Origin of the sequence: Bacillus sp. FSL K6-0972 (assembly GCF_037976035.1) — a bacterium.
Lineage (GTDB): Bacteria > Bacillota > Bacilli > Bacillales > Bacillaceae > Bacillus > Bacillus haynesii.
In genome coordinates this window covers 3,274,277-3,297,504 of the sequence record NZ_CP150260.1, presented here as the reverse complement: position 1 = coordinate 3,297,504, position 23,228 = coordinate 3,274,277, and the positions used below count along the sequence as shown (strand labels likewise).

14 protein-coding genes, 20 tRNA genes, 3 rRNA genes and 1 riboswitch are annotated in these 23,228 nt (G+C 47.0%); of the genes, 31 read left to right on the top strand and 6 right to left on the bottom strand.

Going from position 1 to position 23,228, the window contains the following annotated elements:
* Position 1: 1 nt before the first annotated feature.
* From MKX80_RS16760 to MKX80_RS16740, 5 genes are all read right to left on the bottom strand, one after another.
* Positions 2–658, bottom strand: a complete 657-nt coding sequence (locus MKX80_RS16760) for a TrkA family potassium uptake protein (protein ID WP_154999677.1) — start codon at positions 656–658, stop codon at positions 2–4.
* Between the two features lie 114 nt (positions 659–772).
* Positions 773–1,420: a pyroglutamyl-peptidase I gene (gene pcp, locus MKX80_RS16755; RefSeq protein WP_154999678.1), complete on the bottom strand. Its 648-nt coding sequence runs from the start codon at positions 1,418–1,420 to the stop codon at positions 773–775.
* A 79-nt stretch (positions 1,421–1,499) separates the two neighbouring features.
* Positions 1,500–1,628: a hypothetical protein gene (locus MKX80_RS16750; RefSeq protein WP_261763686.1), complete on the bottom strand. Its 129-nt coding sequence runs from the start codon at positions 1,626–1,628 to the stop codon at positions 1,500–1,502.
* Position 1,629: 1 nt separating this feature from the next.
* Positions 1,630–2,742 (bottom strand): tetratricopeptide repeat protein, encoded by a 1,113-nt coding sequence (locus MKX80_RS16745; RefSeq protein WP_154999679.1) that lies wholly within the window; start codon positions 2,740–2,742, stop codon positions 1,630–1,632.
* A gap of 124 nt (positions 2,743–2,866) precedes the next feature.
* Positions 2,867–3,055, bottom strand: coding sequence for a hypothetical protein (locus tag MKX80_RS16740; protein ID WP_003184678.1), 189 nt, complete (start codon positions 3,053–3,055; stop codon positions 2,867–2,869).
* 179 nt (positions 3,056–3,234) lie between these two features.
* Here MKX80_RS16740 and MKX80_RS16735 point away from each other — a divergent pair, with 179 nt between their 5' ends.
* Positions 3,235–4,230, top strand: coding sequence for a processed acidic surface protein (locus MKX80_RS16735; RefSeq protein ID WP_154999680.1), 996 nt, complete (start codon positions 3,235–3,237; stop codon positions 4,228–4,230).
* Positions 4,231–4,336: 106 nt separating this feature from the next.
* Positions 4,337–4,894: a class D sortase gene (locus MKX80_RS16730; RefSeq protein ID WP_154999682.1), complete on the top strand. Its 558-nt coding sequence runs from the start codon at positions 4,337–4,339 to the stop codon at positions 4,892–4,894.
* A 41-nt stretch (positions 4,895–4,935) separates the two neighbouring features.
* Here the strand turns inward: MKX80_RS16730 and thiT are convergent, their stop codons facing one another.
* Entirely contained in the window at positions 4,936–5,520 is a 585-nt protein-coding gene (gene thiT / locus MKX80_RS16725; protein WP_154999686.1) for an energy-coupled thiamine transporter ThiT, read from the bottom strand.
* A 112-nt stretch (positions 5,521–5,632) separates the two neighbouring features.
* Positions 5,633–5,732: riboswitch (TPP riboswitch) on the bottom strand.
* Positions 5,733–5,894: 162 nt separating this feature from the next.
* Here thiT and MKX80_RS16720 point away from each other — a divergent pair.
* The 29 genes from MKX80_RS16720 (at position 5,895) to MKX80_RS16580 (ending at position 23,198) form a co-directional block, all read left to right on the top strand.
* Positions 5,895–6,995, top strand: coding sequence for a GntR family transcriptional regulator (locus MKX80_RS16720; protein ID WP_182070169.1), 1,101 nt, complete (start codon positions 5,895–5,897; stop codon positions 6,993–6,995).
* Positions 6,996–7,505: 510 nt separating this feature from the next.
* A 16S ribosomal RNA gene (locus MKX80_RS16715) occupies positions 7,506–9,055 on the top strand.
* Between the two features lie 236 nt (positions 9,056–9,291).
* Positions 9,292–12,221: ribosomal RNA gene (locus tag MKX80_RS16710) — 23S ribosomal RNA — on the top strand.
* 195 nt (positions 12,222–12,416) lie between these two features.
* Positions 12,417–12,532, top strand: a 5S ribosomal RNA gene (rrf, locus tag MKX80_RS16705).
* Together the 16S, 23S and 5S rRNA genes form the textbook arrangement of a ribosomal RNA operon.
* A gap of 700 nt (positions 12,533–13,232) precedes the next feature.
* Positions 13,233–13,308, top strand: a tRNA-Val gene (locus MKX80_RS16700).
* A 15-nt stretch (positions 13,309–13,323) separates the two neighbouring features.
* Positions 13,324–13,399 (top strand) — tRNA-Thr (locus tag MKX80_RS16695).
* Between the two features lie 80 nt (positions 13,400–13,479).
* A tRNA-Lys gene (locus tag MKX80_RS16690) sits at positions 13,480–13,555 on the top strand.
* A gap of 6 nt (positions 13,556–13,561) precedes the next feature.
* Positions 13,562–13,645: transfer RNA gene (locus MKX80_RS16685), tRNA-Leu, on the top strand.
* A gap of 15 nt (positions 13,646–13,660) precedes the next feature.
* Positions 13,661–13,732 (top strand) — tRNA-Gly (locus tag MKX80_RS16680).
* Positions 13,733–13,743: 11 nt separating this feature from the next.
* Positions 13,744–13,820 (top strand) — tRNA-Arg (locus MKX80_RS16675).
* Positions 13,821–13,828: 8 nt separating this feature from the next.
* Positions 13,829–13,905, top strand: a tRNA-Pro gene (locus MKX80_RS16670).
* Positions 13,906–13,911: 6 nt separating this feature from the next.
* Positions 13,912–13,984, top strand: a tRNA-Ala gene (locus MKX80_RS16665).
* Positions 13,985–14,009: 25 nt separating this feature from the next.
* A tRNA-Met gene (locus MKX80_RS16660) sits at positions 14,010–14,083 on the top strand.
* Positions 14,084–14,088: 5 nt separating this feature from the next.
* Positions 14,089–14,165, top strand: a tRNA-Ile gene (locus MKX80_RS16655).
* A 7-nt stretch (positions 14,166–14,172) separates the two neighbouring features.
* A tRNA-Ser gene (locus MKX80_RS16650) sits at positions 14,173–14,265 on the top strand.
* Positions 14,266–14,289: 24 nt separating this feature from the next.
* Positions 14,290–14,366: transfer RNA gene (locus MKX80_RS16645), tRNA-Met, on the top strand.
* Between the two features lie 44 nt (positions 14,367–14,410).
* A tRNA-Asp gene (locus MKX80_RS16640) sits at positions 14,411–14,487 on the top strand.
* 10 nt (positions 14,488–14,497) lie between these two features.
* A tRNA-Phe gene (locus tag MKX80_RS16635) sits at positions 14,498–14,573 on the top strand.
* A 22-nt stretch (positions 14,574–14,595) separates the two neighbouring features.
* Positions 14,596–14,671: transfer RNA gene (locus tag MKX80_RS16630), tRNA-His, on the top strand.
* An 8-nt stretch (positions 14,672–14,679) separates the two neighbouring features.
* Positions 14,680–14,753, top strand: a tRNA-Gly gene (locus MKX80_RS16625).
* 12 nt (positions 14,754–14,765) lie between these two features.
* A tRNA-Ile gene (locus MKX80_RS16620) sits at positions 14,766–14,842 on the top strand.
* A 6-nt stretch (positions 14,843–14,848) separates the two neighbouring features.
* Positions 14,849–14,923: transfer RNA gene (locus tag MKX80_RS16615), tRNA-Asn, on the top strand.
* A 1-nt stretch (position 14,924) separates the two neighbouring features.
* A tRNA-Ser gene (locus MKX80_RS16610) sits at positions 14,925–15,015 on the top strand.
* Between the two features lie 12 nt (positions 15,016–15,027).
* Positions 15,028–15,099 (top strand) — tRNA-Glu (locus MKX80_RS16605).
* Between the two features lie 186 nt (positions 15,100–15,285).
* Entirely contained in the window at positions 15,286–17,169 is a 1,884-nt protein-coding gene (glgB, locus tag MKX80_RS16600; RefSeq protein ID WP_234112194.1) for a 1,4-alpha-glucan branching enzyme, read from the top strand.
* Positions 17,166–18,305: a glucose-1-phosphate adenylyltransferase gene (locus MKX80_RS16595; protein WP_216930564.1), complete on the top strand. Its 1,140-nt coding sequence runs from the start codon at positions 17,166–17,168 to the stop codon at positions 18,303–18,305. Before glgB ends, MKX80_RS16595 begins: the two co-directional genes overlap by 4 nt.
* Before the next feature lie 26 nt (positions 18,306–18,331).
* Positions 18,332–19,360 (top strand): sugar phosphate nucleotidyltransferase, encoded by a 1,029-nt coding sequence (locus MKX80_RS16590; protein WP_339227196.1) that lies wholly within the window; start codon positions 18,332–18,334, stop codon positions 19,358–19,360.
* Positions 19,357–20,838, top strand: coding sequence for a glycogen synthase GlgA (glgA, locus tag MKX80_RS16585; RefSeq protein ID WP_268342989.1), 1,482 nt, complete (start codon positions 19,357–19,359; stop codon positions 20,836–20,838). Before MKX80_RS16590 ends, glgA begins: the two co-directional genes overlap by 4 nt.
* On the top strand, positions 20,799–23,198 hold the full coding sequence (locus tag MKX80_RS16580) for a glycogen/starch/alpha-glucan phosphorylase (RefSeq protein WP_234112193.1): 2,400 nt from the start codon (positions 20,799–20,801) through the stop codon (positions 23,196–23,198). The genes glgA and MKX80_RS16580 overlap by 40 nt, the downstream gene beginning before the upstream one ends.
* The last annotated feature ends 30 nt before the right edge of the window (positions 23,199–23,228 follow it).

Sequence of the window (23,228 nt, the reverse complement as noted above, 5' to 3'; positions counted from 1 at the left end):
GTTAATCGCCCTTTTTTTCAAAGGTCTCAATATCTTTGTTTTGCCCGATCACAATCAAAATATCGTTTTCATATATCATGTCATCAGCACTCGGTGCGATGATGAAATGCCCGTCCCTTTTTATGCCGACGATGTTGCAGCCGAAGTTGGCGCGGACATCGATTTCCCCCAGGCTTCTTTTGTCCAGCTTTTTAGTTGCCACAATTTCGACGATGCTGTAGTTTGGCGACAGCTCAACAAAATCGATCATCTTTTCCGACGTGATATGGCTGGCTATCCGCTTGGCCATATCTTTTTCAGGATGAATAATACGATGGACGCCGATTTTATGCAGAACCTTTTGATGATAGTCATTTTGTGCTTTCGTCCATACTTTGGGGACGCCCATTTCAATCAGCAAAAGCGAGGTTAGAATGCTTGCTTCAATGTCATCGCCGAATGATACAAATGCGTGGTCGATGTTGCGTATTCCGATTTGTTTCAATGTATTTTCATCAACGGCATTGGCGCAAATGGTGTAGGTTGCATAAGCAGAATATTCGTTTACTTTTTCTTCTGATTTGTCGATGCCTAAAACTTCCGCCCCTTTTGCGTGAAAGGCTTTCACAAGGCTGCCGCCGAACTGGCCGAGCCCGAAAACGGCATAGGATTTCTGCATCCGTGTTCACCCTTTTACCTGTTTTTCTTATAGTGTTTACTTTTTTCAAGAAAAACACACAAAGATGTACAAGAATCCGAGTGAAAGCGGCCAAGGGATCAAGCGGCTTCGGTGTCAGCTGAGCGAGCCTCCGGTTTCGCGAATGTCTTTTTCGTGAAGGGCGGAAGTGACCGCAGCTATCCTCAGTCCTTCGACGATCGTTTCAAGGCTGAGGCTCGGCTCATGTTTATCGACTGTTTGTTCGGGGAGAAAGGGAATGTGGATGAACCCTCCGCGGATGTTCGCCGAGGTGCGGTCTATACGGTGCATTAACTGGTAAAAGAGATGGTTGCATACAAAAGTTCCCGCTGAATTGGAGACAGAGGCCGGGATTCCGTTTTTTCTCAACTCTTTCACAATGAGCTTGATCGGAAGCGCGGACCAGTAAGCTGCAGGCCCGTGTGCCGCGATGGGTTCATCGATCGGTTCCCGGTCTTCATTATCCGGAATGCGGGCGTCATCAATATTGATTGCGATGCGTTCCGGTGTAATATGAGCTCTGCCGCCTGCTTGTCCTACACAAATGACGACATCGGGGTCATGCTTTTCGATCGCTTGTTCCAAAACAGCCGCTGAATGATGAAAAACGGTCGGAATTTGCTCCGCTGCGATAGAAACGTCTTCGACTACCTCTCCGTTCAGCCGTTTTACAGCTTCCCAGGACGGATTGACCGTATCTCCCCCGAAGGGGTCAAAACCTGTCAGCAGTACTTTCTTTCCCATATCGATCACTCCTGAATATGAATGTAAAGTGCAAAATACCCATTCAGCAGTTGTCTGAATGGGTATTTTGAGAATGTAGTCACCCGCCTGCTCCACGAGAAGCTAAAAGCATCTCATTGCTTTGAGAAGCCGCTTCAGGAGCGTGATTTGCAAATGAAAAGCTGAAAACAGTGCCTAATACAAATACAGCAAACAACAGTTTTTTCATCCTATTCTCCTCCTCTTCCGGCAAGTTTACTAGCCTTGTCTGTTTTAATGTAGAAATATATGGCTTCTTCGTATAACTTATTTTCCCTATAGTAATTCGCTACGTCCATCAGCAATTCCTCCAGATCAACCCATGCTTTTTTATCTTCCAATTGGTGAATAAAGTCCTTGATTACTTCCAGTTTATTCTGACAATCGGAATGTAATGTATATAAAGTTTTGAATTTTAATTCGAAAATTTCGCTATTCACTTCTTGAGCTTTTTTAAAGCCTGTGTCGATCCATTTAAAAGCTTGGTCGGGATCGTTGGTTTTGAAAAGAGACCTTGTGTTTTCATATACACAAAGAAGGTAAGCATACTTGGCTTTCGTTTCAAAGTCTTTGATTGCAAAAGCTTTATTATAATACTTCAGCGCTTCTTCGTGTTTATCTTCCTTACTCTTCAAAAAGCCCATATTATAGTAGGTATAAGGCAAAAGATATTGGTCGCCGATTTTTTCGGTTTTTTCAATTGCTTCCTTTAACAATACTTCACTTTCGGCAAACTTAAATTGGTCAATATAATTGAGCCCGATCAGCATTTTGCAGTTGATGACCCGCTTGGCATACCCGTCATACCCTTGGAAGATGCCGGAGGCAATGTTGATGTGGTGAATCGACAGCCATGTCGCTTTTAAGTTGTAATACAAAACACCGATTTTATAATGAAATTCGGCTTTTTCAATTTCATTTTGAATGACGTTCAGCCTTTTTTCCGCTATTCTGAAAAAATTAAGCGCTTCTGTATGGTTTTGCTTGTAGTCTTCATAAATCCCTTTGAACAGGTAAAAATAATAATTCAGCTTGTCGTCCGTACTTTTTGGATCTTTGTCTTGAAAACTGATGGCTTCCAATTTTTCGGTGGAAGATTGGGAGATATCTTCAAGAAGGAGCCTTAAGCGAAAATCCAGCATTTGATAATAGAGAAGAACGTCATGATCATCTTCCATCTTTTCAATTGCTTTATCTATGTCATCTTTCATTTCGATTGAACCTGAAATGTCTCGTTTTTTCATCAGTATGTACCAGTCGTTCAGCATATTGGCGACTTCTTGAGAAGCCACGGCTTTGGCCATTCTCTTCCCTCCAATCTTTGTGAATTTTTTGTAAATTGAAGTTCTATTAATCATAGCATAAACTGCCGCTGTCTGTGAATAACGCCGAAATATAAGTTTGTTGGTGAAAAATTCATTTCTGAAATTAAATCGTCATTTTCCAAAAAAAGTGCGCGAAAAAAGCGAAAACCGCGCCAAGCGGAATACAGGAGATCATTGCGGTTCCGTTGACCAGCCCGTCAGCTCCGCTTATTTTCAGGGCTTCCCGGTAGCCTATTAAAAAGTGGATGATCGATAGGACGTAACATAAGAGCATCATATAGTAAGGATTCATTTGTATACCTCCTCTATTCGCTTTACTATATTACATTCAATAGAGGGAAAGATTATGCCTGTTTAAACAGGAAAAAGAACAAAATATTATAGACGAAAAGATTTTTAATTACAATACATGTTTTTTAAAATATTTCCACTATAATCAAAATGAAAGATAAATTTAGGGGGTCATACGAAATGAAAAAAAGGCTGATGCCATTATTGGTCTGCATCTTGTTTTTAGTGCCGGCAGCAGGGGCTTTTGCCGCGCCGAAACAGGCCGAGCTTAAAGAGTACCTTGAAGAAATAGGAATGACAGAAAAGGAATTGGAAACCTATTTGCAGGATACATATGATGAGAGTTTAAAAGATTTTGAGTCAGTCGAAGAGTTGAAAGACTTTTTAGGGCAAAAGCTGACTAAAAAGCTTTTGGCATCTTATTTAAAAGAATACGGATTGAGCGAAAAAGAAGCGGCTGACCTTTTTGTTGAAAATGGCTATATGGAAAGCGGCCAAAACATTCTCGACGTGTTTATGTTTGAATACGAATTGGACGATGCGCTTTTCACCGTGACATATGAAGAAGACGATTTTCAGATCGGGAACATGTTTCAAGAATTAGGTGTGGATGATCAGGAGTGGGAAAGACTCGTGAATCATCTCCGAAAAGTGCGCGATAACAATCCGAACCTTGAAAATGACTTGATGGCTCTTGGAGAACGTCTTGAAGCGGTAGCCGATTTCGAGTCTGTATCAGAGCTGTCAGCTCAAGATATCGCTGAAATGCTGTCCATTTTAAACGATCTTCAGAAGACGCTTGAAGTGAAAACGAAATATTATCTTGTAAAAGACGGAAAGAAAAAAGAAGTGTCTTTGACAACGCTTGTCAGTGCGGAAGATCTGAAGGGAGCAAGCCTTCTGGTGGAAGTGTACGATCTGCAGGGCAATTTCATTTTGGATGTATTGCTGACGCCTGAAATGATCGGATCTGATTTAATTCATGACACAGGGTCAAAAGTGAAGCAAACCAAAACGGCTGTCAAACATGATACACAGAAATCTCATGTGAAAAAGACGGTTAAAGGTGCAAAGCTTCCAAAAACGGCCGGGCATTACGCGGAATGGTCGATCTTTGGCGCCGTTCTGATGGTTGGCGGATTCTTCATGGTCAGAAGGCTTCGCAAAGCGGCTTAACATTTCACTTCCCATTCTAAGTATGTTTAGAATGGGAAGTTTTTATAAGGAGTGAAAGGAAATTAAGGCACATCGAAAAAAGATCATCTGGCTCATAGCCATTGCGATGGTTGCATGCGGCGCTTATTTTACAACAACGAATGTGTTTAAGCTGATGCACGGCTATGCTCTTTTTTCATTTCAGCAGATGAAAGAAGAGGAAAAGCCTGAAAAACCTCCGATTCAGACGACGAAAAAAGAAAAGACGGTCATTGATCAAACATTTGAAACCGGGGAGAAAATCGGTGATCTTGTTATTCCGAAAATCAATGCAAGGCTTCCGATATATCATGGGACAGATGAAGACGAGCTGCAAAAAGGTGTAGGCCATTTCGCAGGATCGGTTCTGCCTGGAGAAGATGACAACTCGGTTTTATCAGGCCACCGGGATACGGTTTTCCGAAAACTCGGCCGAGTGGGGAAAGGCGATCAGTTAATCGTTGAAGCTTCCTACGGAACTTTTACATACAAAGTGAAAAAGGTCCGAATCGTGGATGCGGATGACCGGACGGTGATTGTACCGAAGCCGAGAGCGACATTGACGGTTTCCACCTGCTATCCTTTTGACTTTATCGGTTCAGCGCCGGAGCGGTATATATTGGTCGCAGATTTGATGAAAACATAAAAAAACAGCGGAATCTCAGGCGAGTCCGCTGTTTTTTTATGTTATCTCATGTTTGATCTGTTTTCCAGGAGTCTTGGCGCGGTTAGCAGCAGTAAGCAAAGGACGATTGTGCAGACAATGAAAGACGGAAGCATATATGTTCCATTATATACTAATGAATAAATCCATACCGGAGTGCCTTCAGGCGCATAGTTTCCAAAAAAGACAGCGCCGCTGATGACATGTGCGAGAAATTTCAGTCCGCTTCCAAGAAAGACGGCCAGCGTAACATAGGAAATGATCTTTCCTTTTTGTTTCTCGATTGAAGCATTTCTGATCGATCCGGCAAAAAAGCCGCCGATTCCCGCCGCCGTAGGCGCGATAAAGTAATCAAGAAGAAGCTGCAGAGGATGATAAACGTAATATCCTCCAGTGACAAACTGAAGCAATCCGGCTAAAAACCCGGTTGCCAGCCCTGCCTTCAGCCCCCATCTAAAGGAGATCAGGAAGATCGGAATCATCATGACGGCGATTGAACCGCCTTGAGGCATTTTTAAAAACATTCCGGACACCATATCAAGTATAAGTGCTATTGCTGTCATAATCGCAATTTCAATCAGCTGTACAAGTTGTTTAGATTGATTCATCATAACCCTCACTTTTTGATGAACAAAGGGATACCGGACTTCTTTCCCAATAAAAAAAGCAATGCGGGGAAGGAGTAGGAAAGTTTTCCACGCACTGCTTTGGATGCAATTAGAAATGACTTTGCCACATCCCTACGCCAGCGTTAACTAACAGGTTCAAAGGGTCAGAACGGTCGTTCACTCTCAGCCTGGAGGCTCCCCTTGTGGTCATCAAGTTATTTAGTTATATTCTACTATACTAAAAAAAGAAACGGACGACAAGCTAATTGTTCGAAAATTTTTGCTAAAACCCTCCAATATGTAGCAATGCAAACATCTTTTCCTTTATAATAGAACTTATTCATACGTACAAGATGCAGTAAAGGGTTGATCTGATGAGTGAACTCCCGAAATACAGCATGGTGAAAAATAAAATTAAATCGTGGATATATGAAGGCAAAGTGAAGCCGGGCGAAAAAATCCATTCGGAAAACGAATTGATGAAAATATTTAATGTGAGCAGGCATACGATCCGGCAAGCGATCGGCGACCTTGTTCATGAAGGGCTTTTATACAGAGAGCAGGGCTCAGGGACGTATTGCTCTCACCGCCTTCAACTTTCTGAAAAAGGAAGGGAAAGAAATAAGATGATCGGGGTCATCGCGACTTACCTTTCGGATTACATTTTTCCTTCTATTATAAGAGGAATCGAATCTTCGCTGTCGAGTGCAGGATATACATTGGTCGTCGCGAGCACCAATAATGACATTGAAAAAGAAAAACAGTGCCTTGTGAATATGCTTGACAAAAAAATTGATGGGTTGATTGTGGAGCCGACGAAAACCGGAAGCTTTAATCCGAATTTAAATTACTATCTGACGCTTGAACAGCACCATATACCGTATTTGATGATCAACCAATTTTATCAGGAGTTAAATCCGCCCCATTTCATTTTGGATGATGAACACGGCGGTTTTATCGCCACAGAGCATTTGATTAAGCTCGGCCATGAAAAATTGTTCGGTTTTTTTAAACAGGACGATATGCAGGGCGTCAACAGGATGAAAGGATTTATCCGGGCTTTCAGAGAAAACGGCTTGTCGTTTTATCCGGAAATGGTCGTGACTTACACGACAGAGAATAAAAAAGAAAAAACGATAGCTGAAGCAAGGAAGCGGCTTTCTTCGACAGACCGCCCAACTGCCATATTCTGCTATAATGACGAGATAGCGCTTATGGTGTTGGATGTCGTGAGGGAATTCGGTTTAAAAGTACCGGAAGATATATCGATTGTCGGATATGACGACTCACACTTGAGCGAGGCATCTGAAGTAAAGCTGACATCAGTCACCCATCCGAAAATGAAGATGGGGATTGAGGCGGCAAAATGGATGATTGCCAAAGTTGAGGGACGCAACACGGATCAGCTTGAGCATTCTACCGTCTACAAACCTGAACTGGTTGTCAGACATTCGACCGCTAAGCTGAAAAGGTAGGCTGAACAGCTTTTTCCACACAAGTGATTCAAGTGAAGGCTGATAGCGGAGAGTTTAATGTCATCTTCGCAGCTTCGGATCATGTTCAGCTGTTAAAGACCGCTGTATATCTTTTATATAGAAGAAAACAGTAAGAAGGAATAAATTGCGTAAATTGCCGGCTGCTCCAGCTGCTCATGAATTACCTGAGTCCAATTCATTTGATTATTATTTTTTTAAAAAAGCTATTGTGCAAAACGAAAATAGATGTTATATTAGTATCCGCCCCTAAAAAGAGGGCTTTATAAAAACAACTTCAAAAAAATCTTGAAAAAAGTTGTTGACATTCACATTGATAGAATGTTATATTAGTAAAGTCGCTTCTTTGAGAGGCGAAAATGATCTTTGAAAACTAAACAAGACAAAACGTACCTGTTAATTCATTAAATAAATCGCACATGCGAATGTGCGTAGTCATTATCAAACGGGCCTGCACGATGCAGGTCATGCAGATGTTAATCTGCATTCCATTTCATGGAGAGTTTGATCCTGGCTCAGGACGAACGCTGGCGGCGTGCCTAATACATGCAAGTCGAGCGGACCGACGGGAGCTTGCTCCCTTAGGTCAGCGGCGGACGGGTGAGTAACACGTGGGTAACCTGCCTGTAAGACTGGGATAACTCCGGGAAACCGGGGCTAATACCGGATGCTTGATTGAACCGCATGGTTCAATTATAAAAGGTGGCTTTTAGCTACCACTTACAGATGGACCCGCGGCGCATTAGCTAGTTGGTGAGGTAACGGCTCACCAAGGCAACGATGCGTAGCCGACCTGAGAGGGTGATCGGCCACACTGGGACTGAGACACGGCCCAGACTCCTACGGGAGGCAGCAGTAGGGAATCTTCCGCAATGGACGAAAGTCTGACGGAGCAACGCCGCGTGAGTGATGAAGGTTTTCGGATCGTAAAACTCTGTTGTTAGGGAAGAACAAGTACCGTTCGAATAGGGCGGTACCTTGACGGTACCTAACCAGAAAGCCACGGCTAACTACGTGCCAGCAGCCGCGGTAATACGTAGGTGGCAAGCGTTGTCCGGAATTATTGGGCGTAAAGCGCGCGCAGGCGGTTTCTTAAGTCTGATGTGAAAGCCCCCGGCTCAACCGGGGAGGGTCATTGGAAACTGGGGAACTTGAGTGCAGAAGAGGAGAGTGGAATTCCACGTGTAGCGGTGAAATGCGTAGAGATGTGGAGGAACACCAGTGGCGAAGGCGACTCTCTGGTCTGTAACTGACGCTGAGGCGCGAAAGCGTGGGGAGCGAACAGGATTAGATACCCTGGTAGTCCACGCCGTAAACGATGAGTGCTAAGTGTTAGAGGGTTTCCGCCCTTTAGTGCTGCAGCAAACGCATTAAGCACTCCGCCTGGGGAGTACGGTCGCAAGACTGAAACTCAAAGGAATTGACGGGGGCCCGCACAAGCGGTGGAGCATGTGGTTTAATTCGAAGCAACGCGAAGAACCTTACCAGGTCTTGACATCCTCTGACAACCCTAGAGATAGGGCTTCCCCTTCGGGGGCAGAGTGACAGGTGGTGCATGGTTGTCGTCAGCTCGTGTCGTGAGATGTTGGGTTAAGTCCCGCAACGAGCGCAACCCTTGATCTTAGTTGCCAGCATTCAGTTGGGCACTCTAAGGTGACTGCCGGTGACAAACCGGAGGAAGGTGGGGATGACGTCAAATCATCATGCCCCTTATGACCTGGGCTACACACGTGCTACAATGGGCAGAACAAAGGGCAGCGAAGCCGCGAGGCTAAGCCAATCCCACAAATCTGTTCTCAGTTCGGATCGCAGTCTGCAACTCGACTGCGTGAAGCTGGAATCGCTAGTAATCGCGGATCAGCATGCCGCGGTGAATACGTTCCCGGGCCTTGTACACACCGCCCGTCACACCACGAGAGTTTGTAACACCCGAAGTCGGTGAGGTAACCTTTTGGAGCCAGCCGCCGAAGGTGGGACAGATGATTGGGGTGAAGTCGTAACAAGGTAGCCGTATCGGAAGGTGCGGCTGGATCACCTCCTTTCTAAGGATATTATACGGAATATAAGACCTTGCGGTCTTATAGACAGGTGCGTTTAGATCTTGTTTAGTTTTGAAGGATCATTCCTTCAGACATAGGAGCACCTGCTAAATGCGCCACATCCTGTGGCAACGCATGTGTTAGCATGTCCTATGCGTTGTTCTTTGAAAACTAGATAACGAAAGTAGACATTCACATTCAATTGTAATGCAAGATATCACGTAGTGATTCTTTTTAACGGTTAAGTTAGAAAGGGCGCACGGTGGATGCCTTGGCACTAGGAGCCGATGAAGGACGGGACGAACACCGATATGCTTCGGGGAGCTGTAAGCAAGCTTTGATCCGGAGATTTCCGAATGGGGAAACCCACTGCTCGTAATGGAGCAGTATCCATATCTGAATTCATAGGATATGAGAAGGCAGACCCGGGGAACTGAAACATCTAAGTACCCGGAGGAAGAGAAAGCAAATGCGATTCCCTGAGTAGCGGCGAGCGAAACGGGATTAGCCCAAACCAAGAGGCTTGCCTCTTGGGGTTGTAGGACACTCTGTACGGAGTTACAAAAGAACGAGGTAGATGAAGAGGTCTGGAAAGGCCCGCCATAGGAGGTAACAGCCCTGTAGTCAAAACTTCGTTCTCTCCTGAGTGGATCCTGAGTACGGCGGAACACGTGAAATTCCGTCGGAATCCGGGAGGACCATCTCCCAAGGCTAAATACTCCCTAGTGACCGATAGTGAACCAGTACCGTGAGGGAAAGGTGAAAAGCACCCCGGAAGGGGAGTGAAAGAGATCCTGAAACCGTGTGCCTACAAGTAGTCAGAGCCCGTTAACGGGTGATGGCGTGCCTTTTGTAGAATGAACCGGCGAGTTACGATCCCGTGCAAGGTTAAGTTTGAAAAGACGGAGCCGCAGCGAAAGCGAGTCTGAATAGGGCGCATGAGTACGTGGTCGTAGACCCGAAACCAGGTGATCTACCCATGTCCAGGGTGAAGTTCAGGTAACACTGAATGGAGGCCCGAACCCACGCACGTTGAAAAGTGCGGGGATGAGGTGTGGGTAGGGGTGAAATGCCAATCGAACCTGGAGATAGCTGGTTCTCTCCGAAATAGCTTTAGGGCTAGCCTCAAGGTAAGAGTCTTGGAGGTAGAGCACTGATTGGACTAGGGGCCCCTACCGGGTTACCGAATTCAGTCAAACTCCGAATGCCAAAGACTTATCCTTGGGAGTCAGACTGCGAGTGATAAGATCCGTAGTCGAAAGGGAAACAGCCCAGACCGCCAGCTAAGGTCCCAAAGTATACGTTAAGTGGAAAAGGATGTGGAGTTGCTTAGACAACCAGGATGTTGGCTTAGAAGCAGCCACCATTTAAAGAGTGCGTAATAGCTCACTGGTCGAGTGACTCTGCGCCGAAAATGTACCGGGGCTAAACGTATCACCGAAGCTGCGGACTGTTCTTACGAACAGTGGTAGGAGAGCGTTCTAAGGGCTGTGAAGCGAGACCGGAAGGACTCGTGGAGCGCTTAGAAGTGAGAATGCCGGTATGAGTAGCGAAAGAGGGGTGAGAATCCCCTCCACCGAATGCCTAAGGTTTCCTGAGGAAGGCTCGTCCGCTCAGGGTTAGTCGGGACCTAAGCCGAGGCCGAAAGGCGTAGGCGATGGACAACAGGTTGATATTCCTGTACCACCTCCTCACCATTTGAGCAATGGGGGGACGCAGGAGGATAGGGTAAGCGCGGTATTGGATATCCGCGTCCAAGCAGTTAGGCTGGGAAATAGGCAAATCCGTTTCCCGTAAGGCTGAGCTGTGATGGCGAGCGAAATATAGTAGCGAAGTTCCTGATTCCACACTGCCAAGAAAAGCCTCTAGCGAGGTGAGAGGTGCCCGTACCGCAAACCGACACAGGTAGGCGAGGAGAGAATCCTAAGGTGATCGAGAGAACTCTCGTTAAGGAACTCGGCAAAATGACCCCGTAACTTCGGGAGAAGGGGTGCTCTGTTAGGGTGCAAGCCCGAGAGAGCCGCAGTGAATAGGCCCAGGCGACTGTTTAGCAAAAACACAGGTCTCTGCGAAGCCGTAAGGCGAAGTATAGGGGCTGACGCCTGCCCGGTGCTGGAAGGTTAAGAGGAGCGCTTAGCGTATGCGAAGGTGCGAATTGAAGCCCCAGTAAACGGCGGCCGTAACTATAACGGTCCTAAGGTAGCGAAATTCCTTGTCGGGTAAGTTCCGACCCGCACGAAAGGCGCAACGATCTGGGCACTGTCTCAACGAGAGACTCGGTGAAATTATAGTACCTGTGAAGATGCAGGTTACCCGCGACAGGACGGAAAGACCCCGTGGAGCTTTACTGCAGCCTGATATTGAATGTTGGTACAGCTTGTACAGGATAGGTAGGAGCCTTGGAAACCGGAGCGCCAGCTTCGGTGGAGGCATCGGTGGGATACTACCCTGGCTGTATTGACCTTCTAACCCGCTGCCCTTATCGGGCAGGGAGACAGTGTCAGGTGGGCAGTTTGACTGGGGCGGTCGCCTCCTAAAAGGTAACGGAGGCGCCCAAAGGTTCCCTCAGAATGGTTGGAAATCATTCGCAGAGTGTAAAGGCACAAGGGAGCTTGACTGCGAGACCTACAAGTCGAGCAGGGACGAAAGTCGGGCTTAGTGATCCGGTGGTTCCGCATGGAAGGGCCATCGCTCAACGGATAAAAGCTACCCCGGGGATAACAGGCTTATCTCCCCCAAGAGTCCACATCGACGGGGAGGTTTGGCACCTCGATGTCGGCTCATCGCATCCTGGGGCTGTAGTCGGTCCCAAGGGTTGGGCTGTTCGCCCATTAAAGCGGTACGCGAGCTGGGTTCAGAACGTCGTGAGACAGTTCGGTCCCTATCCGTCGCGGGCGCAGGAAATTTGAGAGGAGCTGTCCTTAGTACGAGAGGACCGGGATGGACGCACCGCTGGTGTACCAGTTGTTCTGCCAAGGGCATCGCTGGGTAGCTATGTGCGGACGGGATAAGTGCTGAAAGCATCTAAGCATGAAGCCCCCCTCAAGATGAGATTTCCCATTCCGCAAGGAAGTAAGATCCCTGAAAGATGATCAGGTTGATAGGTCTGAGGTGGAAGTGTGGCGACACATGGAGCTGACAGATACTAATCGATCGAGGACTTAACCTAATAAAATAAGTGAACGCTGGCTAAATACGCCACATCGTGTGGCAACGCCTGCATGACCCACATCCTGTGGGCCCTTGTCTACCCGTTATCTAGTTTTGAGAGAACACCTCTCAGAAAGCCAAAGGTAAGGAAACTCGGCTAAAAGCCCTCACATCCTGTGAGGAACGCCCAGTACCTTCGTCCTGAAGGCATCAGTTTGGTGGCGATAGCGAAGAGGTCACACCCGTTCCCATGCCGAACACGGAAGTTAAGCTCTTCAGCGCCGATGGTAGTTGGGGGCTTCCCCCTGTGAGAGTAGGACGCCGCCAAGCGCTTAGAAAGACCAGCTTATATCAGCTGGTCTTTTTTGTTGCTGTTCAATTGTTTATAACGGAAGGGCAGTGTATAGACGATTTCAACTCTTCTGGCCCCGCAAAACGGTAATACGAATAGGCAAGCGTCAGGCTTCGATCTGGTGGTTCAGGTGCGAATTCTAAAGGGAAATATGGAGCCAATAAGCTGTAAAATCAGTGAGGTTAGGGAGTAAACTAATGCAAATAGAGGAGCGAATTATGGATGTTCCGGCAAATGGAATTCAAGGGATTGAGGCAGTTGGAGGCAGACAAATAAATGCACATATTTTGAGCTGCACAACGTTATTTTCACAACATGCCGCTTAATTTAATATTAAGGGGCGGGATAGAGAGAGCCGAGAAGCGAAATATATTGCTTATCGTTCGAAACGGACTTAAAAATGTTTTGAAAAATCAATTCGAATACAAATTTGCCACGGGGAAAAGACAGGAATTCAAGGAGCGTCTGGAGAACCTATTATAAGCTGTAAATAGGGATAAATGTTGCACTGAAGCTTTTGATGCCATCATGCGGATTGAGCGGAACGATGTGTGCACATTCATCTGTTATAAGAGAATAAACTGAAAATAAAATTTTTTTAATATAGCCTTTACAAATGGGCGTATTCCCGTATATAATAGTCCTTGTCAGATCGAGAGTTACTCCAACAACTGACGAGGAGGATTAGCTCAGCTGGGAGAGCATCTGCCTTACAAGCAGAGGGTCGGCGGTTCGATCCCGTCATCCTCCACCATTCACATTGGAATGGGCCGGTGTAGCTCAATTGGTAGAGCAACTGAATCGTAATCAGTAGGTTGGGGGTTCAAGTCCTCTTGCCGGCACCATGATTTTATGATATAATATAAAAGTTGCTGAAAAAAGACAGATAGCTTTCGAAAAGTCTTCAGATTTCATTACAGTATTGGAGCCATTAGCTCAGTTGGTAGAGCATCTGACTTTTAATCAGAGGGTCGAAGGTTCGAGTCCTTCATGGCTCACCATTTCATGCGGATGTGGCGGAATTGGCAGACGCGCTAGAATCAGGCTCTAGTGTCTTTTAAGACGTGGGGGTTCAAGTCCCTTCATCCGCATTGCCAATCTATTTTGCGGAAGTAGTTCAGTGGTAGAACACCACCTTGCCAAGGTGGGGGTCGCGGGTTCGAATCCCGTCTTCCGCTTAATCATCTAAGCGCCCGTAGCTCAATTGGATAGAGCGTTTGACTACGGATCAAAAGGTTAGGGGTTCGACTCCTCTCGGGCGCGCCATTATATAACGGGAAGTAGCTCAGCTTGGTAGAGCACATGGTTTGGGACCATGGGGTCGCAGGTTCGAATCCTGTCTTCCCGACCATTATTCGGGGCCTTAGCTCAGCTGGGAGAGCGCCTGCTTTGCACGCAGGAGGTCAGCGGTTCGATCCCGCTAGGCTCCACTTTGTTATCTTTAATATTCACCATGGCGGTGTAGCTCAGCTGGCTAGAGCGTACGGTTCATACCCGTGAGGTCGGGGGTTCGATTCCCTCCGCCGCTATTAATGGACCTTTAGCTCAGTTGGTTAGAGCAGACGGCTCATAACCGTCCGGTCGTAGGTTCGAGTCCTACAAGGTCCACCATTGTTACGGAGGAATACCCAAGTCTGGCTGAAGGGATCGGTCTTGAAAACCGACAGGGGTGTCAAAGCCCGCGGGGGTTCGAATCCCTCTTCCTCCGCCATATATCTTTTATTATTTTGATCATCGCGGGGTGGAGCAGTTCGGTAGCTCGTCGGGCTCATAACCCGAAGGTCGCAGGTTCAAATCCTGCCCCCGCAACCAATTTACTTATTAAATGAGGAGTGCCCGAAGGGTGCAGCCATAATGGTCCGGTAGTTCAGTTGGTTAGAATGCCTGCCTGTCACGCAGGAGGTCGCGGGTTCGAGTCCCGTCCGGACCGCCATTTAAATAAAGGCTCGGTAGCTCAGTTGGTAGAGCAACGGACTGAAAATCCGTGTGTCGGCGGTTCGATTCCGTCCCGAGCCACCATTTTACAATTCTATATATTGCGGCGGTTGTGGCGAAGTGGTTAACGCACCAGATTGTGGCTCTGGCATTCGTGGGTTCGATTCCCATCAACCGCCCCATGCGAAATGCGGGTGTAGTTTAGTGGTAAAACCTCAGCCTTCCAAGCTGATGTCGTGGGTTCGATTCCCATCACCCGCTCCATTTGCATATCATGGGCCTGTAGCTCAGCTGGTTAGAGCGCACGCCTGATAAGCGTGAGGTCGATGGTTCGAGTCCATTCAGGCCCACCATGATATTCCGCAGTAGCTCAGTGGTAGAGCTATCGGCTGTTAACCGATCGGTCGCAGGTTCGAATCCTGCCTGCGGAGCCATGGAGAAGTACTCAAGTGGCTGAAGAGGCGCCCCTGCTAAGGGTGTAGGTCGCGTAAGCGGCGCGAGGGTTCAAATCCCTCCTTCTCCGCCATTTTTTCAATAAGGCCCGTTGGTCAAGTGGTTAAGACACCGCCCTTTCACGGCGGTAACACGGGTTCGAATCCCGTACGGGTCATCATGTTAAACTCTGCATCATTAAGATGCAGAGTTTTTTTGCATGCCATTTATGACTTCAGTCAATGTTCGAAAGGAAATTGTTGAACTTTGTCAATAAATAGAAGCGCTTTCATTAAAGGGATCAAGCCATATTATGCGAATAAAAGAGTAATCTTTAAATATAGTGGCAGAAAGGATGAAATCAATGGCTGGTGTGAGTGCCTCGGATATTAAAGCGCATCTCTTTCATGAAGGTCGGCTTTATGAAAGCTACAGATTTTTCGGCGCTCATCAGACGGAACAGGACGGCCGCCAAGGTTTCCGGTTCTGTGTTTGGGCCCCGCATGCGAAGGAAGTTCGAATCGCCGGAACGTTTAACGGCTGGTCCGGTGTCCTGCATCAAATGGAAAAGCGTCATCAGGAAGGCATATGGGAACTGTTTATCCCCGGTATCGGAGAAGGGGAGCTGTATAAATATGAGATTATTACAGCCGCAAATGAAACCAAATTGAAGGCCGATCCTTATGCTTTTTTTTCTGAAGTCAGGCCGAAAACCGCATCGATCACATATCAATTGGCCGGATACCCATGGGGCGACCGGAAGTGGCAAAAGAAAAAGAAACAAAAAGCCGTGTATGAAAAACCTGTTTCCATCTATGAGCTTCATGTCGGATCGTGGAAAAAGAAAGCGGATGGGCGTTTCTTCACATACCGGGAACTGAGCGAAACGATCATTCCTTACGTCAAAGAACACGGATTCACACATATCGAGCTGATGCCGTTGACAGAGCACCCGTTTGACCGTTCATGGGGCTATCAGACAACGGGGTACTACAGTCCGACGAGCAGATATGGCGAACCGCATGACTTGATGTATTTCATTGACCAGTGCCATCAGCATGAGATCGGCGTCATCATGGATTGGGTTCCCGGCCATTTCTGCAAAGATGACCACGGGTTGTATTTGTTTGACGGTATGCCTCTGTATGAATATACGTACGAGCATGACAGGGAAAATTGGGAATGGGGGACCGCCAATTTTGACCTCGGAAAACGAGAAGTTCACAGTTTTTTAATCTCGAATGCGTTGTATTGGATCGAGATGTATCATATAGATGGATTTCGAGTCGATGCAGTTGCAAACCTCCTGTATTGGCCAAACCGTCCTCAGCCTGAAGCGAACGGCTTTGCGATCGAATTTATTCAAACTTTAAATGAACAGGTTTTTGCAAAAGATCCCCACTTTTTGATGATTGCAGAGGACTCCACAGACTGGCCGCTTGTGACGCATCCGACCTATGAAGGCGGTCTCGGGTTTAATTATAAGTGGAATATGGGTTGGATGAACGATGTATTAACCTATATGGAAGCTTCCCCGGAACAAAGAAAACACCTGCATCATCTTGTTTCATTCTCCTTAATGTATGCCTACTCAGAAAATTACATCCTGCCGTTCTCCCACGATGAAGTGGTGTACGGCAAAAAGTCTCTGCTTCATAAGATGCCCGGCGATTATTGGCAAAAATTCGCCCAGTACCGCCTGCTGATCAGTTATTTTACGCTGCACCCTGGAAAAAAACTTCTCTTTATGGGCGGTGAGTTTGCTCAATTTGATGAATGGAAAGACGAAGAAGAGCTCGATTGGTTTTTGGACGATTTCGACATGCACCGCAAAGCCCGTATGTTTACAAAGGAGGCTCTTCACCTCTACAAAAAAAGCCGTATCCTGTATGAAAATGATCATCGGCAGCAAGGATTCGAGTGGATTGACGTCAACAATGCGGAACAGTCGATTGTATCGTTTATCCGCTATGGAAAGCAGCCTGGTGAAGCGCTGATCATCGTCTGCAATTTTACGCCTTCCGTTTATCACGAATATCGGGTTGGCGTCCCTTTTCAAACCGAATATATCGAAGTGCTTAACAGCGATGATGAAAAATACGGAGGTTCACACCAAATCAACCCAAAACGCCTTCAAGCAAAAGAAGGCGTTCTGCACGGCAAACCATACAGCATCAGCATGACAGTCCCTCCGCTGGGAGCTGCGGTTTTCAGAGCAGTCAAAAAGAGAGGAGCGAAAAAGGGATGAAAGAACAATGTGTGGCCATGCTTTTGGCAGGCGGCAAGGGAAGCAGGCTGAATGCCTTAACCAAAAACCTAGCAAAACCTGCCGTTCCATTTGGCGGCAAGTACAGAATCATCGATTTTGCCCTCAGCAACTGTGCCAATTCGGGAATTCATCATGTCGGTGTGCTGACTCAATACCAGCCGCTTTTATTAAACTCATATATCGGCATCGGCGAACCATGGGATCTTGACCGCAATGACGGCGGGGTCTCCATTTTGTCCCCTTATGCTGAAGCGTCGGAAGTGAAGTGGTACAAAGGGACGGCAAGCGCGATTTATGAAAACCGCCATTTTTTAAAAGAGCTTCAGCCTGAACATGTACTCATCCTATCAGGAGATCATATCTACAAAATGGATTACGGAAAAATGCTCGAATACCACGCGGAGAAACAGGCTGACGCCACCATTGCCGTCATCGAAGTCAGCTGGGCAGAAGCGGGCCGTTTCGGCATCCTTCATACCAATGAAAAGATGGAGATTACAAGCTTCGAGGAAAAACCGAAATACCCGAAGAGCAACTTGGCATCGATGGGTGTCTACGTTTTTAAATGGAGCGTGCTTGAAGAGGCGTTGGAACGCGATGAAAAAAAACCCGGCTCAAGCCACGATTTCGGTAAAGATATCATACCGGCTCTTCTCGAAGAAAAAAAGCAGCTGAACGCTTATCCGTTTAAAGGATACTGGAAGGATGTCGGTACGGTCAGAAGCTTATGGGAGGCCAATATGGATCTGCTTGGAGATCATCCTCCGCTTGACCTGTTCGAACGGAACTGGCGGATTTATTCCGTCGCTCCGAACCTCCCGCCGCAGTTTGTTGCCGATCAGGCGGAAATCAAAGAATCGCTCATTAGCGAAGGGTGCACCGTATATGGGTCGGTCACCCGTTCGGTTATATTTCAGCGCGTTGCAATCGGCAGACATTCCTCCATCAATCGTTCAGTCGTGATGCATGACGTTTCAATTGGAGAGCATGTTGAGATCGAAAATGCCATTGTATCGGCAGGAATTCGAATTCCGGACGGTTTTCGCGCAAAGGCGGAAGATGGCGAAGTCCTGCTGATCACAGAGGAATATGTCAAAAAACATAAGGTTGTTTAAACAACATGGAGAGGCGGATGGTGCCAATGAATAATCAAATGTTGGGAATTATTGATGCAGCTGTAAACCAGCACTCTCTTCAGGATTTAACCGCAGGCCGTTCGATCGGAGCCGTTCCGTTTGCAGGAAGGTACCGGCTGATCGATTTTGCGTTGTCATGCATGGTTCATGCAGGCATTCGGAGTGTCGCTGTATTTTCCAAGTCCCCGTACCGTTCCTTGATGGACCATTTAGGGGCGGGAAAAGAGTGGGATTTAAACAGGAAAAGGGACGGTCTTTTCTTTCTTCCATCTTCACTTCCCCATGAAGAGCACGTTGGGCTTGGATCGTTTCGGCAATTTGCCGAGCATCTCGATTATTTTCAAAGAAGCACTCAGCAATATGCTGCTGTGGCGAACAGCTATACGGTTGGTCACATTCCTTTTCAGGAAGTGCTCAAACAACACATTGAATCCGGGTGTGATCTGACTGAAATTTGTCAAGACGGAAAGCCTTTAGGCATGTATGTCACTAAGAAGAGTCTGTTGAGGGAGATGATTGAAGGGCATGGCGCCGAAGGAGCGCAATCTTTTGAAGAAGTCTGCCGGAAAGAGCGTGATTCGCTATCCGTCAACAGTTATGAGCATTCGGGGTATACCGCCGTGATCGATTCCCCCGAAAGCTATCTCCTTCATAGTTTGAACCTCATTCATCCCGTGTTTCGGGAGCAAATCTTTCATATGGGCCAGCCTGTCTACACAAAAATAAAAAACGATCCTCCTGTAAAATACGCTAAAAACAGCAGGGTAAAGCAATCGATTATCGCTAACGGCTGCGTCATCGAAGGTGAAGTTGAGAATTCGGTCTTGTTCAGAGGAGTTCACGTAGGAAAAGGAACGATCATCAAAAACAGCGTTGTCATGCAAAAAACAAAGATCGGGGAAAACTGCCGGCTGGAGCATGTCATTTGCGACAAAGATGTTAAAATCGGCAATCATATCGAAATGTCCGGCACAATGAGTCTCCCTTTCATATTAAAAAAAGGAGCCGTACAAGGAGCGCTGATGAACTCTTGAAAGTCCTATTTGCTGTCTCTGAATGTGTGCCGTTTGTTAAATCAGGCGGGCTTGCCGATGTCGCAGGGGCGCTCCCGAAGGAGCTCGCCCTTTTAGGAATAGAAACGGCTGTCATGATGCCGAAATACAGCTTGATTGAGGAAGATTTCCGAAGAAGGATGGTTAAAAAGGCTGAATGCGAGGTTCGCGTCGGGTGGCGCAGGCAGTTTTGCAGGATTGAACACCTTGAACATGACGGAGTTTCTTATTATTTTCTTGATCATGAGTATTATTTTAATCGGGATTCCCTCTACGGCCATTATGATGATGGAGAACGGTTTGCTTTTTTCTCGCGGGCTGTTTTGGAAGCACTATACGCGCTGAATTTTGAAGCTGATCTCATCCATACCCATGATTGGCACGCAGGGATGATCAATTATTTATTAAAAGAGGAATATCGAAAAAAGCCGTTCTATCAGCGCATGAAAAGCGTATTCACCATTCATAACCTTCAATTTCAGGGGATTTTTCCGAAGGAAGCGGTCCATGACCTGCTTGGCCTTGACATTTCCCACTTCACAACGGAAAAGCTCGAGTTTTATGGACACATCAATTATATGAAAGGCGGCATTATTGCCGCTGATCAGGTGACAACGGTCAGTCCGACGTACAGCGATGAAATCTTGACTCCATACTACGGCGAGCGGCTTGAAGGGGTTCTGTCAGACAAGAAGGATGTGCTGACCGGCATTTTAAACGGGATTGACGATGTGCTATACGACCCTTTAAACGACCCTCACATCGATTATCATTACGATGCCGTCAACCGGGACGGAAAACGGAAAAATAAAGCCGTGATCCAGAAGACATTCGGTCTGCCGGTGAATGAAGACATTCCGCTCATCAGCATGGTGACAAGGCTGACGAAGCAAAAAGGCATCGATTTGATCAAGCGGGTATTGCATGAACTGTTTGAAGAAGAAGACATGCAGCTGATCGTTTTAGGAACCGGAGAAGCGGAATTTGAAAATTACTTCCGCTATAAGGAGCATGCTTTTCCAGACCGATGCAAGGCTTATATCGGTTTTCATGAACCGCTCAGCCGCAAGATTTATGCCGGCAGCGATCTTTTCCTGATGCCTTCAAAATTCGAGCCGTGCGGTCTAGGACAGCTGATTGCCCTTAGGTACGGCGCGGTTCCGGTTGTCAGGGAAACAGGCGGGCTTCACGATACGGTGACCGCTTACCAGGAAACAACCGGTGAAGGCAACGGTTTTACGTTCGCCCATTTTAACGCCCATGATATGAAGCATACGATCAAAAGAGCGCTGTCTTTTTATCACCGGAAAGAAGAGTGGGGCAGCATCGTTCAAAAAGCGATGACACATGATGTCAGCTGGGCTTTGTCAGCCCGTCAGTATCAGCGGTTATACAGCCGGGAGATAAAGGGGGAAGCGCCATGTTCTCGTGTAAAGAAAGCTTTAAACAATGCTTTTTGAAGCGGCTTGAACGGTTGTACGGAAAAAGCTTTCGGGACTCTTCAACCCTTGACCAGTATCAGACGCTCGGCATCATGGTCAGGGAACATATCAGCGCAAACTGGATCGGAACCAATGAAAGAAGCCGCTCCAACCAAAATAAACAGACCTATTATTTATCGATTGAATTTCTACTGGGCAGACTGCTCGGCCAAAACCTGCTCAACCTCGGCGTCCGTGAGATTGTCAAAGAAGGTCTTTCCGAGCTTGGCATTTGCCTTGAAGACATCGAAGAGGCCGAAATGGATGCAGGGCTTGGCAACGGCGGATTGGGCAGGCTCGCGGCGTGCTTTTTGGATTCACTGGCTTCGCTCGACCTTCCCGGGCATGGAATGGGGATTCGCTACAAGCATGGGTTTTTCGAACAAAAAATCGTCGACGGTCATCAAGTCGAACTGCCTGAACAATGGCTCAAACATGGTTACGTGTGGGAGATCCGCAACGCCGATCAGGCTGTTTGTGTTCGTTTCGGCGGCCGGGTCAAGATGGCGCAGGAAGGAGGGCGCCTCCGCTTTTGGCAGGAAGATGCGGAAGTGATGACAGCCGTGCCTCACGACATCCCGATCATCGGCTATGAGACCAAGACGGTCAACACCCTCCGGCTGTGGAATGCGGAGCCTTGCTCGCTCCATCATGAACCGAATATTTTGAAGTATAAGCGCGAGACAGAAGCTGTATCTGAATGCCTGTATCCGGATGACACGCATGACGAAGGCAAGATTCTCCGTTTGAAACAGCAGTATTTTTTAGTATCGGCAAGCCTGCAAAGCATTGTGAAACGCTATAAGAAAAACCACCCGTCACTCCATGATTTTCATCAAAAAGTCGCGATCCATATCAATGACACCCACCCCGCTTTGGCTGTGCCGGAATTGATGAGAATTTTGCTTGATGAAGAAAAAATGACGTGGGATGAAGCGTGGCATGTTACCGTACATACGATTTCATATACGAACCATACGACGCTTGCCGAAGCGCTGGAAAAATGGAGGATCGATTTAATTAAACCGCTTCTGCCGAGAATTTTTATGATCATTGAGGAGATCAATGAGCGGTTTTGCGGCTGGCTGTGGGAAAAATACCCGGGTGAATGGGGAAGGATCGAAAAGCTTGCCGTCATCGCCCACGGCGAAGTGAAAATGGCTCACCTGGCGATTGTCGGAAGCTACAGTGTTAACGGCGTCGCCAACATTCATTCAACCATATTAAAAGAGCGGGAAATGAACGATTTTTATTCCGTTTTCCCTTTTAAATTCAACAATAAAACGAATGGAATCTCACATAGAAGGTGGCTGTTAAAGGCAAATCCGCCGCTTGCGAACCTGATAACTGAAGCGATAGGAGACAGGTGGCTGAAAGATCCGGAAAGCCTCCTGGATCTTCGTCCGTTTGCGCGCGATACCGCGTTTCTTGAATCGTTTCAGCGCATTAAAAGGGAACGAAAGCAGCTTTTGGCAGACATGATGAAAGGCAGCATCGGCTTCGCCGTTAATCCTGACAGCATCTTCGATGTTCAAGTCAAGCGTCTCCACGCTTATAAACGCCAGCTTTTAAATGTGCTCCATATCATGTATTTGTACAACAGGCTGAAGGAAGACAAAGGATTTGCCATTTATCCGCAAACCTTTATTTTCGGAGCGAAAGCATCGCCGACTTATCATTATGCCAAAAAGGTGATCAAGCTGATCCATTCAGTCGCAGACAAAATCAATCATGATCCGGATGTCAGACAATCGATCAATGTCATCTTTCTGGAAAATTACCGGGTATCAACCGCCGAGCGTATTTTTCCGGCGTCAGATGTCAGCGAGCAAATATCTGCAGCCAGCAAAGAAGCCTCCGGAACAGGGAACATGAAGTTCATGATTAATGGGGCTTTGACGATCGGCACGCATGACGGCGCCAATATTGAAATGATTGAGAGGGTGGGGCCTGAGTGTATCTACACGTTCGGTTTAAAGGCAGATGAAGTGCTGAACTACGCTGAAAAAGGCGGCTATCTGTCTAGGGAATACTATCAGCATGATGCAAGGATCAGACAGACGGCCGATCAGCTGATCAATGGTTTTTTCGAAGGGGAAGCCGGCGAATTTGAGCCAATTTATGACTCGCTGATCGCTTATAATGATGAATACTTCGTTTTAAAAGATTTTGCTTCGTATGTTGAAGCGCAGGAGCGGATTCAAAAAGACTACTTGAATAAGCGTCTTTGGGCAGAAAAAGCCGTCACAAACATCGCGCATGCCGGATATTTTTCAAGCGACCGCACCATCCGGGAATATGCGGAAGACATTTGGAAAATCGAGCCATACCACCTTTGAATTTAAAAACGCTAAGCCCCGCTGGTCAGG

Bases quoted from the DNA above. Each gene is read 5' to 3' on its own strand.
- MKX80_RS16760 (WP_154999677.1), bottom strand. From the start codon at position 658: ATGCAGAAATCCTATGCCGTTTTCGGGCTCGGCCAGTTCGGCGGCAGC.
- pcp (WP_154999678.1), bottom strand. From the start codon at position 1,420: ATGGGAAAGAAAGTACTGCTGACAGGTTTTGACCCCTTCGGGGGAGAT.
- MKX80_RS16750 (WP_261763686.1), bottom strand. From the start codon at position 1,628: ATGAAAAAACTGTTGTTTGCTGTATTTGTATTAGGCACTGTTTTCAGC.
- MKX80_RS16745 (WP_154999679.1), bottom strand. From the start codon at position 2,742: ATGGCCAAAGCCGTGGCTTCTCAAGAAGTCGCCAATATGCTGAACGAC.
- MKX80_RS16740 (WP_003184678.1), bottom strand. From the start codon at position 3,055: ATGAATCCTTACTATATGATGCTCTTATGTTACGTCCTATCGATCATC.
- MKX80_RS16735 (WP_154999680.1), top strand. From the start codon at position 3,235: ATGAAAAAAAGGCTGATGCCATTATTGGTCTGCATCTTGTTTTTAGTG.
- MKX80_RS16730 (WP_154999682.1), top strand. From the start codon at position 4,337: ATGGTTGCATGCGGCGCTTATTTTACAACAACGAATGTGTTTAAGCTG.
- thiT (WP_154999686.1), bottom strand. From the start codon at position 5,520: ATGAATCAATCTAAACAACTTGTACAGCTGATTGAAATTGCGATTATG.
- MKX80_RS16720 (WP_182070169.1), top strand. From the start codon at position 5,895: ATGAGTGAACTCCCGAAATACAGCATGGTGAAAAATAAAATTAAATCG.
- glgB (WP_234112194.1), top strand. From the start codon at position 15,286: ATGGCTGGTGTGAGTGCCTCGGATATTAAAGCGCATCTCTTTCATGAA.
- MKX80_RS16595 (WP_216930564.1), top strand. From the start codon at position 17,166: ATGAAAGAACAATGTGTGGCCATGCTTTTGGCAGGCGGCAAGGGAAGC.
- MKX80_RS16590 (WP_339227196.1), top strand. From the start codon at position 18,332: ATGAATAATCAAATGTTGGGAATTATTGATGCAGCTGTAAACCAGCAC.
- MKX80_RS16580 (WP_234112193.1), top strand. From the start codon at position 20,799: ATGTTCTCGTGTAAAGAAAGCTTTAAACAATGCTTTTTGAAGCGGCTT.